The sequence below is a fragment of the Mesorhizobium sp. P2_A8 genome, assembly GCF_056404935.1.
On record NZ_JBFUDB010000009.1, the window covers coordinates 216,643 to 231,710 of the forward strand.

The 15,068-nt window shown below is 63.3% G+C and carries 13 protein-coding genes; 9 read left to right on the plus strand and 4 right to left on the minus strand.

Going from position 1 to position 15,068, the window contains the following annotated elements:
* Position 1: 1 nt before the first annotated feature.
* Genes trpC through AC1D10_RS26200 form a run of 3 tightly spaced genes read left to right on the plus strand, consistent with a single transcriptional unit; the run spans position 2 to position 2,504 of the window.
* Positions 2-814, plus strand: coding sequence for an indole-3-glycerol phosphate synthase TrpC (trpC, locus tag AC1D10_RS26190; RefSeq protein WP_477277026.1), 813 nt, complete (start codon positions 2-4; stop codon positions 812-814).
* A 2-nt stretch (positions 815-816) separates the two neighbouring features.
* Positions 817-1,299: a cyclic pyranopterin monophosphate synthase MoaC gene (moaC, locus tag AC1D10_RS26195; protein WP_477277028.1), complete on the plus strand. Its 483-nt coding sequence runs from the start codon at positions 817-819 to the stop codon at positions 1,297-1,299.
* A complete protein-coding gene (locus AC1D10_RS26200; protein ID WP_477277030.1) occupies positions 1,299-2,504 on the plus strand; it encodes a molybdopterin molybdotransferase MoeA in 1,206 nt (401 codons plus the stop codon). Before moaC ends, AC1D10_RS26200 begins: the two co-directional genes overlap by 1 nt.
* Before the next feature lie 48 nt (positions 2,505-2,552).
* Here the strand turns inward: AC1D10_RS26200 and AC1D10_RS26205 are convergent, their stop codons facing one another.
* Positions 2,553-3,383 carry an alpha/beta hydrolase gene (locus AC1D10_RS26205; protein WP_477277032.1) on the minus strand — a complete coding sequence of 277 codons (831 nt, stop codon included), beginning with the start codon at positions 3,381-3,383 and terminating at the stop codon, positions 2,553-2,555.
* A gap of 310 nt (positions 3,384-3,693) precedes the next feature.
* On the opposite strand from AC1D10_RS26205, the gene AC1D10_RS26210 reads away from it, so the two are divergent.
* Entirely contained in the window at positions 3,694-5,319 is a 1,626-nt protein-coding gene (locus tag AC1D10_RS26210; protein ID WP_477277034.1) for an AMP-binding protein, read from the plus strand.
* The gene (gene kynA / locus AC1D10_RS26215; RefSeq protein ID WP_477277036.1) at positions 5,316-6,152 is read left to right on the plus strand and encodes a tryptophan 2,3-dioxygenase; all 837 of its coding nucleotides are present in this window, start codon (positions 5,316-5,318) and stop codon (positions 6,150-6,152) included. The genes AC1D10_RS26210 and kynA overlap by 4 nt, the downstream gene beginning before the upstream one ends.
* Before the next feature lie 167 nt (positions 6,153-6,319).
* Here the strand turns inward: kynA and kynU are convergent, their stop codons facing one another.
* Complete coding sequence (kynU, locus tag AC1D10_RS26220) at positions 6,320-7,567, minus strand: kynureninase (protein ID WP_477277038.1); 1,248 nt, start codon at positions 7,565-7,567, stop codon at positions 6,320-6,322.
* 160 nt (positions 7,568-7,727) lie between these two features.
* On the opposite strand from kynU, the gene AC1D10_RS26225 reads away from it, so the two are divergent.
* Positions 7,728-8,465, plus strand: coding sequence for a GntR family transcriptional regulator (locus AC1D10_RS26225; RefSeq protein WP_477277040.1), 738 nt, complete (start codon positions 7,728-7,730; stop codon positions 8,463-8,465).
* A 30-nt stretch (positions 8,466-8,495) separates the two neighbouring features.
* Here AC1D10_RS26225 and AC1D10_RS26230 read toward each other — a convergent pair whose 3' ends face one another.
* A complete protein-coding gene (locus AC1D10_RS26230) occupies positions 8,496-8,873 on the minus strand; it encodes a hypothetical protein (RefSeq protein ID WP_477277042.1) in 378 nt (125 codons plus the stop codon).
* Between AC1D10_RS26230 and lexA the strand changes: the two genes are divergently transcribed.
* Positions 8,836-9,573: a transcriptional repressor LexA gene (gene lexA, locus AC1D10_RS26235; RefSeq protein WP_379104446.1), complete on the plus strand. Its 738-nt coding sequence runs from the start codon at positions 8,836-8,838 to the stop codon at positions 9,571-9,573. The two genes, AC1D10_RS26230 and lexA, sit on opposite strands and share 38 nt — an antisense overlap.
* On the opposite strand, the gene AC1D10_RS26240 is transcribed toward lexA, so the two are convergent.
* Positions 9,567-12,020 (minus strand): ComEC/Rec2 family competence protein, encoded by a 2,454-nt coding sequence (locus tag AC1D10_RS26240; protein WP_477277044.1) that lies wholly within the window; start codon positions 12,018-12,020, stop codon positions 9,567-9,569. The two genes, lexA and AC1D10_RS26240, sit on opposite strands and share 7 nt — an antisense overlap.
* Positions 12,021-12,121: 101 nt before the next feature.
* Between AC1D10_RS26240 and gltX the strand changes: the two genes are divergently transcribed.
* Positions 12,122-13,546 carry a glutamate--tRNA ligase gene (gene gltX, locus AC1D10_RS26245; RefSeq protein ID WP_477277046.1) on the plus strand — a complete coding sequence of 475 codons (1,425 nt, stop codon included), beginning with the start codon at positions 12,122-12,124 and terminating at the stop codon, positions 13,544-13,546.
* Positions 13,547-13,730: 184 nt separating this feature from the next.
* A complete protein-coding gene (gltA, locus tag AC1D10_RS26250; protein ID WP_477277048.1) occupies positions 13,731-15,059 on the plus strand; it encodes a citrate synthase in 1,329 nt (442 codons plus the stop codon).
* Positions 15,060-15,068: the final 9 nt, after the last annotated feature.

Sequence of the window (15,068 nt, forward strand, 5' to 3'; positions counted from 1 at the left end):
CGTGTCTGACATTCTTCGCAAGATCGAGGCCTACAAGCGCGACGAGATCGCGGTGGCAATGGCACGCGTGCCACTTGCCGAAATCAAGGCGCGGGCAAAAGATGCCGACGCACCACGCGGCTTTCTTGCCGCGCTCGAGGCGAAGCGCAAATCCGGCGCCTTCGCGCTGATCGCCGAGATCAAGAAGGCAAGCCCGTCCAAAGGCCTGATCCGTGCCGATTTCGATCCGCCGGCATTGGCGCAAGCCTACGCTGAAGGCGGCGCCGCCTGTCTTTCGGTACTGACGGACGCGCCATCTTTCCAGGGCGCGCCCGAATTTCTCACCAGAGCGCGAGCCGCCGTCGCCCTGCCGGCTTTGCGCAAGGATTTTCTGTTCGACCCGTACCAAGTCTACGAAGCCCGCGCCTGGGGCGCGGACGCCATCCTAATCATCATGGCGAGCGTCGACGACGCCTTGGCCCGCGACCTCGAATCGACGGCGTTCGAACTTGGCATGGATGCGCTGGTCGAAGTGCATGACGAAGCCGAGACGCAGCGCGCGCTAAAGCTGTCTTCGCGGCTGATCGGCATCAACAACCGCAATCTCAGAACATTCGAGACCAGCCTCGAAACCTCCGGGCGGCTGGCGTCGATGGTGCCGGCCGACCGCCTGCTGGTCAGCGAGAGCGGTATCTTCACGCATGACGATTGCCTCAGATTGCAGAAGAGCGACATCGGCACCTTCCTTGTCGGCGAGAGCCTGATGCGGCAACAGGACGTCACCACGGCGACGCGCCTGCTTCTGACGGGCAAGGCACCGGTCGAGGCGATCTGACGATGACGGCCGCCCTCACCCATCTCGGCACGCAGGGCGAGGCCAACATGGTCGATGTCGGCGACAAGACGGAGTCGACGCGCACGGCGATTGCCGAGGGTTTTGTCGCGATGCAGCCCGAGACGCTGACCATGATCCTCGCCGGCAATGCCAAGAAGGGCGATGTGCTCGGCACCGCGCGCATCGCCGGCATCATGGCGGCAAAGAAGGCGCATGAATTGATTCCGCTCTGCCATCCGCTGCTTCTGACCAAGGTTTCCGTCGACATCGAACCGGATCACGCTTTGCCGGGCCTGAAAGTCACCGCGCTGGCACGTGTCACCGGCAAGACGGGCGTCGAGATGGAAGCACTGACCGCTGCTTCCGTGGCCTGCCTGACCATCTACGACATGGCCAAGGCGGTGGACCGAGCCATGGTCATCTCCGGCATCCGGCTGGTCGAAAAGACCGGCGGCAAGTCGGGTGACTACAAGGCGCGCGCCTGATGGCGCTGGTTCCCGTCGCGGAGGCGCTCGAACGCCTGCTGGAAGGCGCTACGCCGCTGGCCGGTGAAAGCGTTCCGCTCCTCGAGGCGGTGGACCGGGTGCTGGCCGAGCCGGTCGTCGCCCTGCGTACTCAGCCGCCCTTCAACGCCTCAGCCATGGATGGCTACGCGGCCCACGCCACGGATGTGACGTCGGCGCCATCGAGACTTTCGGTGATCGGCATGGCGCCGGCTGGGCGCGGCTTTGACGGCACGGTCGGCAAGGCACAGGCCGTGCGCATCTTCACCGGTGCGCCGCTGCCTGACGGAGCCGACACCATCGTCATCCAGGAGAATGTCCGCGACCTCGGCGGCGGCGACATCGAAGTGACCGAACCGACGACGAAGTGGCGCAACATCCGCAGCATCGGCCTCGACTTTTCGAAAGGCGACGTCCTGCTGGAAAAAGGCCGCGTGCTCGACCCTGCGGCATTGTCGCTGGCGGCATCGGCCAACCATCCCCGGGTCAACGTGGTGAAACGGCCTCTGGTCGCCATCATCGCCACCGGCGACGAATTGTTGCCGCCGGGCAGCGAACTCGGTCCGGACCAGATCATCTCGTCCAATGCCTATGGCGTCGCCGCGACGGCACAGTCGGTCGGCGCTCGCGCACTCGATCTCGGTATTGCTGCCGACCGCAAGGAGGCCATCGCTGCGCTGGTGCAGAAAGCTGTCATGGCCGGCGCGGATGTCATCGTCACGCTTGGTGGTGCCTCGGTGGGCGATCACGACCTGATCCACGACGTGCTGACCGGCGAAGGCATGACGCTCGGCTTCTGGAAGATCGCCATGCGCCCCGGCAAGCCGCTGATGTTCGGCCGCCTCGGCCACATCAGGTGCATCGGCCTGCCCGGCAATCCGGTGGCAAGCCTGGTCTGCTCGCATTTGTTCCTGAAGCCGCTGCTGGCACGGCTCGGCGGCCGCAATCATCGCCAGGACATACGCCGGGCGCGATTGGGAGCTGCAATGTCGGCCAACGACCTGCGCCAGGACTATGTGCGGGCGGTGGTCAGGGAAGATGACGGCGCGCTCGTGGCGACGCCGTTCGGCATCCAAGATTCCTCGATGCTGAGAATGCTGGCCGACGCCAACGGGCTGGTGGTGCGGGCGCCGTTCGCCCCTGCAGCGGCTGTGGGCGAAGCATGCAGTGTGCTGATGCTGCGCTGAAGCGCCACCAGACAAGCCGTTCATAAAAAAACGAAAATGATCTCTGCGCTATTCCGAGATCAAGGTCCGGGTCAGCGGATGCGCTGGGTCGGCAAGGCCATCGATGATGTTGTAATGATGCTGGTCTGGCTCGACCACGGCGCTGGTCGTCGCGCTAAGGCCGGTCCAGATGTTGGCAAGCAACGCGTTCTGGCGCAGGAACTCGGCGCGTTCACCACCACCGGCCCAGCAGGTGATGCGGGCACCGTCCATCGGGCGCAACAGCGCCGGGCTTTCGGCCAGCGCCTCGGGCTCGTCGATTGCCAGGGTCGCGTTCATCTCGGTCTGCATGATCGGACGCAGGTCATGGACACCCGAAATCGAAACGACGTGGCGTATGCGCCGCGCCACGTCTGCCGCCAAAGGCGTGGTTGTCGTCACCATCCGGCTGGCGAGATGGCCGCCGGCCGAATGCCCGGTCAACATCAACGGCCCGTCGACCATTTCGGCCGCCTTGCCGATCGCCGCGCCGATCTCCTGGACGATGCCGGCGATGCGTATTTCAGGGCACAGCGTGTAGGACGGCATCGCCACGGCAAAGCCACTGCTGACCGCGCCGTTGGCGAGATGTGACCAGAAACTCTTGTCGAATGCCATCCAGTAACCGCCATGGATGAACACCACGAGCCCCTTGGGCGTGGCGCTTGGAAGGAAGAGATCGAGCCGATTGCGCCGTCCCCCGCCATAGGCGATGTCGAGCCTTGCCCGGCCCTCTGCCGAAAGCGCGCCACGAAACGCTTGCGCCGGTTCGACCCAAGCGGCCGGCCAGCGGTCGCTGCCGGCGATGTTCGCGCCGTTGGCGTAGGCGCTGTCCCAATCGGCAATGTGACGCTCGAACATCCGCACCCCTCCCCAAACGGCATCGTTTCTCCGCTAGCAATGGCCACCGCCGCGTCATGCGTCAATGCTCCAGGACAAAACATTTTAGGCTTGAAACAAATTTCGACTGGTGCGATCCTGCCCTGATGAACAGCCGACAATGGGAGGTCTGCTGTGCTGCCCAAAACCTGCAGATGTCCGCCCTTTCGGCCGATGTTGAGCAAGGTAGCGACTGGCGGCACGAAGCCTCCTCTAAAAGCAGGAATTCCAAATCCACCACACCAGCCAGAGCCTCGTGCACTGGCCAGGCAGCAGACAGGATAGCGGCGACATGCTTGGGCCTTCAGCGCATATCGACACGTTCACGCGCGATCACCTGCCGCCGCCGGAGCAATGGCCGGACTTCCTGCTCGACGGTTTCGACTATCCCGAACGTCTCAATGCCGGCGTCGAACTGACCGACAGGCTGGTCGAGAAGGGCCTGGGTGACCATACCGCGCTGATCGGCAATGGCCGCCGCCGCACCTACAAGGAACTGTCCGACTGGACGAACAGGCTGGCCCATGCGCTGGTCGAGAACTATGGCGTGAAGCCCGGCAACCGGGTGCTGATCCGCTCGGCCAACAACCCCGCCATGGTCGCTTGCTGGCTGGCTGCCACCAAGGTCGGCGCCGTGGTCGTCAACACCATGCCGATGCTGCGCGCCGGCGAGCTTGCCAAGATCGTCGACAAGGCGGAAATCACAATCGCGCTCTGCGACACCAGGCTGATGGACGAGATGACCGCTTGCGCCAAGGACAGCGCGTTCCTCAAGCAGGTTATCGGCTTCGACGGCACCGCCAACCATGATGCCGAACTCGATCGCGCGGCTCTCGACAAGTCGGTTGTTTTCAGCGCCGTCAACACCGGCCGCGACGACGTCGCGCTGCTCGGCTTCACCTCGGGAACGACAGGCGTGCCGAAGGCGACGATGCATTTCCACCGCGACCTCTTGATCATCGCCGACGCCTATGCCCGCGAAATCCTCCAGGTGACGCCGGACGACATCTTTGTCGGCTCGCCGCCGCTGGCCTTCACCTTCGGCCTTGGCGGTCTCGCCATCTTCCCGCTGCGCTTCGGTGCGGCGGCGACATTGCTGGAACAGGCAACGCCACCCAACATGATCCACATCATCGAGACCTACAAAGCGACCATCTCCTTCACCGCGCCGACCGCCTATCGCGCCATGCTGAAGGCCATGGATGAGGGTGCCGACCTGTCATCGCTACGCGTCGCCGTTTCGGCCGGCGAGACCTTGCCGGCTCCGGTCTTCGAGGAGTGGACGCAAAAGACCGGCAAACCGATCCTCGACGGCATCGGCGCCACCGAGATGCTGCACATCTTCATCTCCAACCGCTTCGACGACATGAAGCCGGCATCGACCGGCAAGCCAGTGGGCGGCTACGAAGCGCGCATCGTCGACGACGAGATGCGCGAGGTGCCGCGCGGCGCGACTGGCAGGCTGGCGGTGCGCGGCCCGACCGGCTGCCGCTACATGGCCGATTACAGGCAGAAAGAATATGTCCGCGACGGATGGAACCTTACCGGCGACACCTTCACGCAGGACGAGGACGGCTTCTTCCATTTTGCTGCCCGCTCCGACGACATGATCGTCAGCGCCGGCTACAACATTGCTGGCCCAGAGGTCGAGGCGGCGCTGCTGGCGCATCCGGATGTCGCCGAATGCGCTGTGATCGGCGCCCAAGACGCCGAACGCGGCCAGATCGTCGAGGCGCATGTCGTGCTGGTGCAAGGCGTGGCACCTGACGCGTTGACCACCAAGCGCCTGCAGGACCACGTCAAGGCGACGATCGCGCCCTACAAATACCCGCGATCGGTGAAGTTCATCGCTGCGTTGCCCAAGACGCAGACCGGCAAGATCCAGCGCTTCCGGCTGCGCACGGAGAAAATCAATTGAGCGAACCATACGATCCGGCTTCCGAAGGCGCACAGATGTCGTTCAAGGAGCGCATGTCCTACAGCGACTATCTGCACCTGGAGAAAGTGCTGGAGGCACAGACGCCGCTGTCGTCGGCGCATGATGAGATGCTGTTCATCATCCAGCACCAGACCTCCGAGCTCTGGATGAAGCTCGCGCTGCACGAGATCGGTGCTGCGATCCGCTCCATCCGCGGCGACCGCCTCGAACCGAGCTTCAAGATGCTGTCGCGCGTCGCCCGCATTTTCGAGCAGTTGAACAACGCCTGGGACGTGCTGCGGACGATGACGCCCAGCGAATACACCGAGTTCCGCGACGCGCTCGGCCAATCCTCGGGTTTCCAGTCCTGGCAGTATCGCGCCATCGAGTTCATGGCCGGCAACCGCAACCTCGCCATGCTCGGCCCGCACAAGCACCGGCCGGATCTCAGCGGGAAGCTTGAGGCTATTCTGGCCGAGCCGTCGCTCTACGACGAAGCGCTTCTGCTGCTGGCGCGCAACGGATTCGACATCGGCGCCGACGCCAGGCGCACCGACTGGCGTGAGACGCGAACCGAGAATGAAGAGGTCCTGGTCGCCTGGCAGACAGTCTACCGCGACCCGCAGCGCTACTGGATGTTCTATGAACTGGCCGAGAAGCTGGTCGACTTCGAGGATTACTTCCGCCGCTGGCGCTTCAACCACGTCACCACGGTCGAGCGCATCATCGGCCTGAAGCGCGGTACCGGAGGCACGTCGGGTGCTTCCTACTTGAAGAAGATGCTCGAGGTCGTCCTGTTTCCGGAGCTCTGGACGGTCCGCACCCGACTCTGACCATCGTGCGCACTTTTATGCATCAAGCAGTAATGAGAGTCAGGTCAGGCCGAGCCGAAAACGGTGGCTTTCGAGAACCGGAGCGGAACGGACATTCGGGTCCATGAGCACCGGAAGCGCGGAAAGCCGTCGTATGCAGGCCGGTATCACCTGAATATCAACACACCTCAAGTGACTGCAGTCTTGACCGCGAACCGCGCGTCCCGCCAGGCGCCGGTGCGCAGGATGTCCTCCAGCACCTCGACCGCCTGCCAGACATCCCTGTAGCCGACATAGAGCGGCGTGAAGCCGAAGCGGATCGTCGACGGCGCGCGGAAATCGCCGATCACGCCGCGCTCGATCAAGGCCCGCATCACCTGGTAGCCATGCGGGTGGATGAACGAAACCTGGCTGCCGCGCTCTTCTCCGTTGCGCGGGCTTTCGAGTTCGAGGCGATAGGCGCCGCATTTCGCTTCGACGAGTTGGATGAACAGGTCGGTCAGTGCGATGCTTTTCTTGCGTACCGCCGCCATGTCGACATCGTTCCAGAGGTCGAGCGCGCCCTTGAGCACCCGCATCGATAACACCGGCTGCGTGCCGCACAGGAAGCGGCGGATGCCGGTGCCGGCCGCATAGGCCTGTTCGAAGGCGAACGGCCGCGCATGCCCCCACCAGCCGCTGAGCGGCTGATAGACATCTCCGTGGTGGCGCCTTGCGGCATAGATGAAGGCCGGTGAGCCCGGGCCGCCATTGAGGTACTTGTAGGTGCAGCCAATGGCGAAATCGGCATTAGCCCCGTCAAGCTCGACCGGCAGCGCACCGGCGGTGTGGCAGAGGTCCCAGACAATCAGCGCACCGGCCTGATGAGCCCTGCGCGTCAAGGCTGCCATGTCGCGCAACTGACCGGACTTGTAGTTGACGTGGTTGACCAGGATAACGGCGACGCGTTCATCGATGAGCTCCTCGATAGCAGGCGCGTCGACGCCCTCAAGCCGCAACACGGTACCTGGCCGCGTCGAGGCAACGCCTTCGGCCATATAGAGGTCGGTTGGAAAACTGTCGCCCTCGGCGACGATGACCGACCGGTCAGGCCGCATTGCAAGTGCCGCATGCAGCACCTTGTAGATGTTGATCGAGGTCGTGTCGCAGACCACCGTCTGGCCGGCCGCGGCACCGATCAGGCGTCCGAGCTGGTCGCCGAGCTCGACCGGCATGTCGAACCAGCCGGCGGTGTTCCAGGCACGGATGAGATCCTGCGCCCATTCCTGCGTCGCGGCCTTCTGGATCTCTTCGAAGACGGCGGGTGAAGCCGCGCCAAGCGAATTGCCGTCGAGGTAGATGACCCCTTCCGGCAAGACGAAACGATCGCGCATGGCACGCAGCGGATCCGCGGCATCCATCGCCTCGATTGCAGCGAGATCGAGAGTGGCATTCATGATCGACTATCCCCGCGCATGAGCGTACTCGGATGAGCATCAGGTGAAACCGTTAGCCGATCATGGGCAGTCTCCTAGGCGCTGTCAAACGTTATATATAATTTACGGAACGAGAGGTTTTCATATATAATCGTCGCCCAGGCAGTACGGATGGACGGCGATGCTGGATGACGAGCACTTCTCGAAAACGGAAGCAGCTTACAGGCTGCTGCGTCGCGATATCCTCACGACCCGCCTGAAGCCCGGCGCGCCGCTCAAGCTCAGCGCGTTGCGGAGCAGCTACGGCATTGGCTGGACCCCGTTGCGCGAGGCGCTGTCGCGGTTGGAGGCCGAGCGCCTGGTGACCGCCATCAGCAATCGTGGCTTTGCCGTCGCACCAGTCTCGCGCGTCGAGCTGGAAGATCTGTCACGCGCGAGGCTCGTGGTCGAACTGCCGCTGCTCCAGGAATCGATCGAGAAAGGCGGCCGTGAATGGGAGGATGCCGTTGTCGCGGCCCATTACCGGCTGTCGCGCTGCAAGACAGCGGTCGACGACCCGTCCGACGGCGTGGTGGACGAATGGGACGAAAAGCACGAGGCTTTCCACGCGGCACTGCTCGGCGCGGCAGCATCCCCATGGCTGCTGACCTTCCATTCCACGATCGCGGATCAACTGCGTCGCCATCACCGGTTTCTAGGCCTTGCACCAACCCTGCGAGCGGTCGCTGGCCTGCAGCATGGTTATGAGGAGGCCGTGGCGGCGTTGCGCCAGGCTGTCGCGATCGAACATCACACCGCGCTCATGGAAGCGGCGTTGGATCGCAACATCGAGCGCGCGAAAACCCTGATGATCGCCCACATCGGCTACACGTTGCATGTCTATGTCCATGCTGGCGACGGCAGCACGAACAAGCGGTAATGCAACAGGAACAGGCTAAAGCCGACTTGGTCAATTTCTCCGGCGAAGTTGGCATTTTGGCTTCGTTTCGTTCACGGCAGGCCAACCATCGGTGACGTGACCAAAGCCCTCTCGTTGAGCTTCATCTGTAACGGATGCCAAGCCCGACACAGGGTGGGCCAAAGCCATTAACCATAACATTTTCAATCGAACCAAGGCTGTGGCGGTTGCAGGCAAGCGTGGAACGCCGCACGCTACCGCGCGGCAAATGATTTCAGCCGTCTTAACAAATTCATTAAACTTTAAACGGTTGCGGAACACAACTGGAACAGATAGTGTTTGTTCTGGGTTTGTTTTTCCGATTCCGATTTCAGGTAACCTGGGGGCTGCCATGCTGACGCGCAAACAACATGAACTGCTGATGTTCATCCATGAACGCCTCAAGGAAAGCGGCATTCCGCCATCCTTCGACGAGATGAAGGAAGCGCTCGACCTCGCCTCCAAATCCGGCATCCACCGGCTGATCACGGCGCTGGAGGAGCGCGGCTTCATTCGCCGGCTGCCCAACCGGGCGCGCGCTCTGGAAGTGCTGCGGCTGCCGGACTCGATCGCGCCTGGCCTCAACGCGGCAAAAAAGTTCTCACCAAGCGTCATCCAGGGCAGCCTCGGTCAAGGCGGCCTTGGCCGGCAAATCAAACCGTCGCCTTCGCGGATGCCTTCTGCCGGCAATGACGACGACGTCGTCTCCGCCGTGTCGATCCCGGTGATGGGCCGCATCGCCGCCGGCGTGCCGATCGACGCCATCCAGCACCAGACGCATTCGATCTCGGTGCCGCCGGACATGATCATGGGCGGCGAGCACTACGCCTTGGAGGTCAAGGGCGATTCGATGATCGAGGCCGGCATCTTCGACGGCGACACGGTCATCATCCGTAACGCCGATACAGCCAGCCCGGGCGAGATCATCGTGGCGCTGGTGGATGAAGAGGAAGCGACGCTGAAGCGGTTCCGCCGCAAGGGCGCCTCGATAGCCCTCGAAGCCGCCAACCCGGCCTATGAAACCCGCATTTTCGGACCGGACAGGGTCAAGGTGCAAGGCAAGCTCGTCGGCCTGATCAGGCGCTACTGAGCAGGGCTTGCAGCCGGCTTTTCGGGTTTGCGATAGGGTGGAAGGCCCCTCGCCTCGCGCGAGAATTTGCGTTGCGTGTGCCAGGGCCGGTATGGCCTGTCCACCGCGAAGCTGACCGTTGCCGGCGTCGTCGCAGACTCCCGATCGAAGAAGACGGCGGCGCTGCCTTTGCGAGCCAGTTGTCGCTTGGTGATGACAAGCACCAGCGGATTGTGACAGGGGTCATAGGCCGTGGCGTCATTGATGACGATCAGGTCTGCGAAGCCGCAGGCCTTCCAGGCGTCCTTCCCGTCTTCGACATGCGCGATGATCACACCGGACGGATGCTTGGCGAGACAAACGCCTGACGTGCAGTAGAAAGGCGCGCCCGGCGGCAGTTCAGCGGCATCCGCTATGTCGAACTGCCCCTCTCCTTTGCTGAACACCTCCGGCACGATGATGGTTTCCGATGTCAGCGCGCGTTTCCAGTTGTCGACCGTGAATTCGTTCGGACGGGCGCGGCTGACGGCCAGCTCGCCGCCCCCGATCGGCAACGCAACCAGCCTGGCGTCCTCCGAGATCAGCACGTCCGGTGGGCGCGTATTCGAGACGGTCAACAGGCCGGCAAGCGCAAAGGGAAGGGCTGCGAGCCGCAGCCATGTCGTCGCCATCGTCGCAATGACCAAGGCAATCGCCACCAGCAGGACAGACTGCTGCGAAATCAACCCGACGGCGTCGACCGGCGAGCGCTCGGAAATCCATCCGGACATGGCGATCATCGCCGTCAGGCCCTTGCCCATCACATAAAGAAAGGGGCCGTCGGCACCGAATGGCATCGCCAGAGCACTGAGGACGGCGAAGGGCATGACTACAAGTGACACGATCGGCATGATGGCCAGATTGGCGAACAGGCTGAGCGGCGACACCCGCTGAAAATGCCAGATGGCAAACAGTGCAGTCGCGCCGCCGGCGATGATGGAGGTCATCGCAAGGCCGCCAGCCGCCAGCAGGAATTTTTGCGTGAGAAACCCAGGCAGCGATCGCCGTGGCGGCGGAGGTCTCGTCTTTCCCGCTCGATGATCCGACCACCCGGCATAGGCGCCGACAAGCGCAGCCGTCGCCGCGAACGACATCTGGAAGCTCGGGCCGGCCACTTCGTGCGGCGACACCACAATGACGGCGATCGCCGAGATCGCCAGATTGCGCATGGTCAGCGCCGCCCGATCGAACAGCACGGCAATCAGCATCACGGCCAGCATGATGAAGCTGCGCTCGGCGGCAACGACGACGCCAGAGATGATCAGGTAGGCGGCGATCGAGAAAAGTGCCGCGGCGGCCGCGTATTTCTTCACCGGTCGACGCGCGGAAAAGTCCGGAAACAGGGCGAAGGCGCCACGCAGCAAGCCCATGATTGTGCCGGCGACCAGCGCCATGTGCAGTCCGGAAATGGAGATGATGTGGTAAATGCCGGTCCTCCGCATCGCTTCGTTGATGTCATCGGGAATGCCGGCGCGCACGCCGACGATCAGCGCCGCGGCAATCTCGCCCTCGGCGCCACCGACACTGCCCCTGATATGGTCGGCGATGGCTTCGCGGGCATTTTCTATCCCCGAGGAAAGGCGGGCCGACAGCGGCATCTCGTTGCCATCGGTGGCGGCCATCTTTGGATTGCCGAGAAAGAACCCGCTGCCGCCGATGCCGGCGAAGTAGCTGTCGAAGGAGAAATCGTAGCTGCCCGGCCGTACCGGGCCTGTCGGCGGCAACAGCTTGGCGTAGCCGGCGATGAGGGAGCCGGCGGTCATCTCTGCCGGGATCTTTCGCGCCGAAAGCCGAACCCGCTCCGGCGCATAGCGCAACTTCGGCCGGGCGGTCGATGTCACATCGATGGTGAGCCGAATGCGGCCGCTCTCCATCCGGTCGAGCGAGACCACCCGCCCCGTCAGTTGAGTCGAGATTTCCGAACCCAGAATCTGCGTTCCCGCCCGCCATGTCTCGACCTTTGCGGCGAGCAAGCCCAGCGCACACAACAATGCTGCCATGAGGCACAGATGGGTTTTCGGCCAGGAACGCGAGACAAGCGCACAGAACGCCGTCAGTGCAACGACCGCGACAGGCTTTGGAAAGTCAGGCTCCGCCGCCAGCGAAAAATAGCCGATCGCGCCGATTGCCAGGCAGACCGGCACCAGCAGAAAGGCCACGCCTCGGTCGAGCTCCAGGCCCGCTGCCGTGGCCAGGCTGTGTCGCAGGCGAGGCAGTGATATCGGACCGATTTGCCGGCGCACGCGCACGATCCTGCCGACTTCGGCAACGACCGGGATATCGGCTTGCAATGGCAGGTTGCCGGTGCCCGGCACGAGAGGTGATGGCGGCGGCAACGAAGCCGGCTGCGGCGGCGCAAACAGCGACCGTTCGCTGACGCCGATAGCAGCGTCCTCGCCCTGATTCGAGCCCCGGCCTGGTCCAGCCATCGGGTCTGCCCCTTGCGCCCTCGACACCCTATGCTACATGAACGCCGACCGCGCGAAAGTCCGCGCAACCGCACCCGCTTAAGATGGTTTCCGAGAGTTCCATGTCCGACAAGGTCGTCACCCGTTTTGCCCCCTCGCCCACCGGCTACCTGCACATCGGCGGGGCACGCACGGCGCTGTTCAACTGGCTGTATGCAAAGCACACCGATGGCACGATGCTGCTGCGCATCGAGGACACCGATCGTGAGCGTTCGACCGATGCTGCCACCGCGGCCATTCTCGACGGGCTTTCCTGGCTCGGGTTGACCTGGGACGGCGAGCCGGTGTCACAGTTCGAGCGTGCGCCGCGCCACCGTGAGGTGGCGGAGGAGCTCGTGCGCATGGGCAAGGCCTACTACTGCTACGCGACGCCGGCCGAGTTGGAGGCGATGCGTGAGGCAGCACGGGCCAAGGGGCTGCCGCCCCGCTATGACGGCCGGTGGCGTGACCGCGACCCGTCCGAGGCGCCTGCAGGCATCAAGGGCGCAATCCGCATCAAGGCGCCGACCGAGGGCGAGACGGTGGTGCACGACCGTGTCCAGGGCGAGGTGCGATTTCCCAACAAGGATCTCGACGACTTCATCATCCTGCGTTCGGATGGCAACCCGACCTACATGCATGCCGTGGTCGTCGACGACCACGACATGGGCGTCACCCATATCATCCGTGGTGACGACCACCTGACCAACGCCGCCCGCCAGACGGTGATCTACAACGCCATGGACTGGGGCGTGCCGTCGATGTCGCATATCCCGCTGATCCACGGCGCCGATGGCGCCAAGCTGTCGAAGCGGCACGGTGCCCTTGGGGTCGAGGCTTATCGCGCCATGGGCTACCTGCCGGAAGCGCTGCTGAACTACCTGGCGCGGCTCGGCTGGAGCCATGGCGACGACGAGATCATGTCGATCAAGGACATGATCTCCTGGTTCGACATCGGCGATGTCAACAAGGGCGCGGCCCGCTTCGACTTCGCCAAGCTCGAGGCGCTGAACGGCGTCCATATGCGCCGCATGAGCGATGCCGAGCTGTTCGATATCTTCATCGCCACCTTGCCCTATCTCGAGGGTGGTCCAGCGATGGCCGCACGCCTCGACGACAACAACAAGGCGCAGCTGCTCGCCGCGCTGCCGGGCCTGAAGGAGCGCGCCAAGACGCTGGTCGAGCTTGTCGATGGCGCCGCTTTCCTGTTTGCCACCCGGCCGCTACCAATCGACGACAAGGCGGCACTTCTGCTCAATGACGACACACGCAAGGTCTTGCGCGGCGCTCACGAAGCTTTGAACGCGCTTTCGGGCGACTGGACGGCCACTGCGGCTGAGGCCGCGGTCCGCGATTATGCGCAGGCTGGCGGCCACAAGCTTGGCGCCGTGGCCCAGCCTTTGCGCGCTGCATTGACCGGCAAGAGCACCTCGCCGGGCGTGTTCGACGTGCTTGCCGTGCTCGGGCGCAACGAGAGCCTGGCTCGCATAGCGGATCAAATCGATTAGGAGCAATCTGGCCCAAGAAGATTGGCATTGAAAGGCGCGTTTCGCAGTGCAACATTAGGCCTTGGCCCAATCTGGCACGCACCTCCTAAAATGCGGTGGCGAATACGCGCATTGCGGTGATTTCGACGTGTCGCTCTGCAGAATTTTGCCTTTGCCGGCATGAGGAAACAATAAGGAGTTTGCAATGACCGAAGCTGCGAAAAAACTGGATTTGGGCGGCACGACCCAAGAGGCCACGGCAACGCTTGAATTCGCCGGCAAGACTCACGAATTCAAGGTGCGAAGCGGCTCGGTCGGGCCCGATGTCATCGACATCGCCTCGCTCTACAGCACCACCGGCGCCTTCACATACGATCCCGGCTTCACCTCGACCGCAAGCTGCGAGTCCGAGATCACCTTCATCGACGGCGACGCCGGCATCCTCTTGCACCGCGGCTATCCGATCGACCAGCTGGCCGAACATGGCGATTTCCTCGAGGTCTGCTATCTCCTGCTCTACGGCGAATTGCCGACCAAGGCGCAGAAGGACGATTTCGATTACCGCGTGACGCGCCACACCATGGTGCACGAGCAGATGTCGCGCTTCTTCACCGGCTTCCGCCGTGACGCGCATCCGATGGCGGTGATGTGCGGCGTGGTCGGTGCGCTGTCGGCTTTCTATCACGACTCCACCGACATCTCCGACCCGTACCAGCGCATGGTTGCCTCCATGCGGCTGATCGCCAAGATGCCGACGATCGCGGCGATGGCCTACAAATACCACATCGGCCAACCCTTCATTTACCCGAAGAACGAGCTGAACTTCGCCGCCAACTTCCTGCATATGTGCTTTGCGGTGCCGTGCGAGGAATACAAGATCAATCCCGTGCTGGCGCGCGCCATGGAGCGTATCTTCATCCTGCACGCCGACCATGAGCAGAACGCCTCGACATCGACCGTGCGTCTCGCCGGGTCTTCGGGCGCCAACCCGTTCGCCTGTATCGCTGCCGGTATTGCCTGCCTGTGGGGCCCGGCCCATGGCGGCGCCAATGAAGCGGCGCTGAACATGCTGGGCGAGATCGGCCATGTCGACCACATCCCGGAGTTCATTGCCCGCGCCAAGGACAAGAACGACCCGTTCCGGCTGATGGGCTTTGGCCACCGCGTGTACAAGAACTACGATCCGCGCGCCAAGATCATGCAGAAGACGGCGCACGAGGTTCTGGGCGAGCTTGGCATCAAGGACGATCCGCTGCTCGACATCGCCATGGAACTGGAAAAGATCGCGCTGACCGATCCCTATTTCATCGAGAAGAAGCTCTACCCCAATGTCGACTTCTATTCCGGCATCACGCTGAAGGCGCTGGGCTTCCCCACCACCATGTTCACCGTACTGTTCGCGGTCGCCCGCACCGTCGGCTGGATCGCGCAGTGGAAGGAGATGATCGAGGACCCTCGCCAGAAGATCGGCCGCCCGCGCCAGCTCTATACCGGCGCGCCAGAGCGCGACTACGTGCCGATCGCCAAGCGCTGATCGAAGCTT

Bases quoted from the DNA above. Each gene is read 5' to 3' on its own strand.
- moaC (WP_477277028.1), top strand. From the start codon at position 817: ATGACGGCCGCCCTCACCCATCTCGGCACGCAGGGCGAGGCCAACATG.
- AC1D10_RS26200 (WP_477277030.1), top strand. From the start codon at position 1,299: ATGGCGCTGGTTCCCGTCGCGGAGGCGCTCGAACGCCTGCTGGAAGGC.
- kynU (WP_477277038.1), bottom strand. From the start codon at position 7,567: ATGAATGCCACTCTCGATCTCGCTGCAATCGAGGCGATGGATGCCGCG.
- AC1D10_RS26225 (WP_477277040.1), top strand. From the start codon at position 7,728: ATGCTGGATGACGAGCACTTCTCGAAAACGGAAGCAGCTTACAGGCTG.
- lexA (WP_379104446.1), top strand. From the start codon at position 8,836: ATGCTGACGCGCAAACAACATGAACTGCTGATGTTCATCCATGAACGC.
- AC1D10_RS26205 (WP_477277032.1), bottom strand. From the start codon at position 3,383: ATGTTCGAGCGTCACATTGCCGATTGGGACAGCGCCTACGCCAACGGC.
- AC1D10_RS26240 (WP_477277044.1), bottom strand. From the start codon at position 12,020: ATGGCTGGACCAGGCCGGGGCTCGAATCAGGGCGAGGACGCTGCTATC.
- AC1D10_RS26230 (WP_477277042.1), bottom strand. From the start codon at position 8,873: ATGAACATCAGCAGTTCATGTTGTTTGCGCGTCAGCATGGCAGCCCCC.
- AC1D10_RS26210 (WP_477277034.1), top strand. From the start codon at position 3,694: ATGCTTGGGCCTTCAGCGCATATCGACACGTTCACGCGCGATCACCTG.
- gltX (WP_477277046.1), top strand. From the start codon at position 12,122: ATGTCCGACAAGGTCGTCACCCGTTTTGCCCCCTCGCCCACCGGCTAC.
- gltA (WP_477277048.1), top strand. From the start codon at position 13,731: ATGACCGAAGCTGCGAAAAAACTGGATTTGGGCGGCACGACCCAAGAG.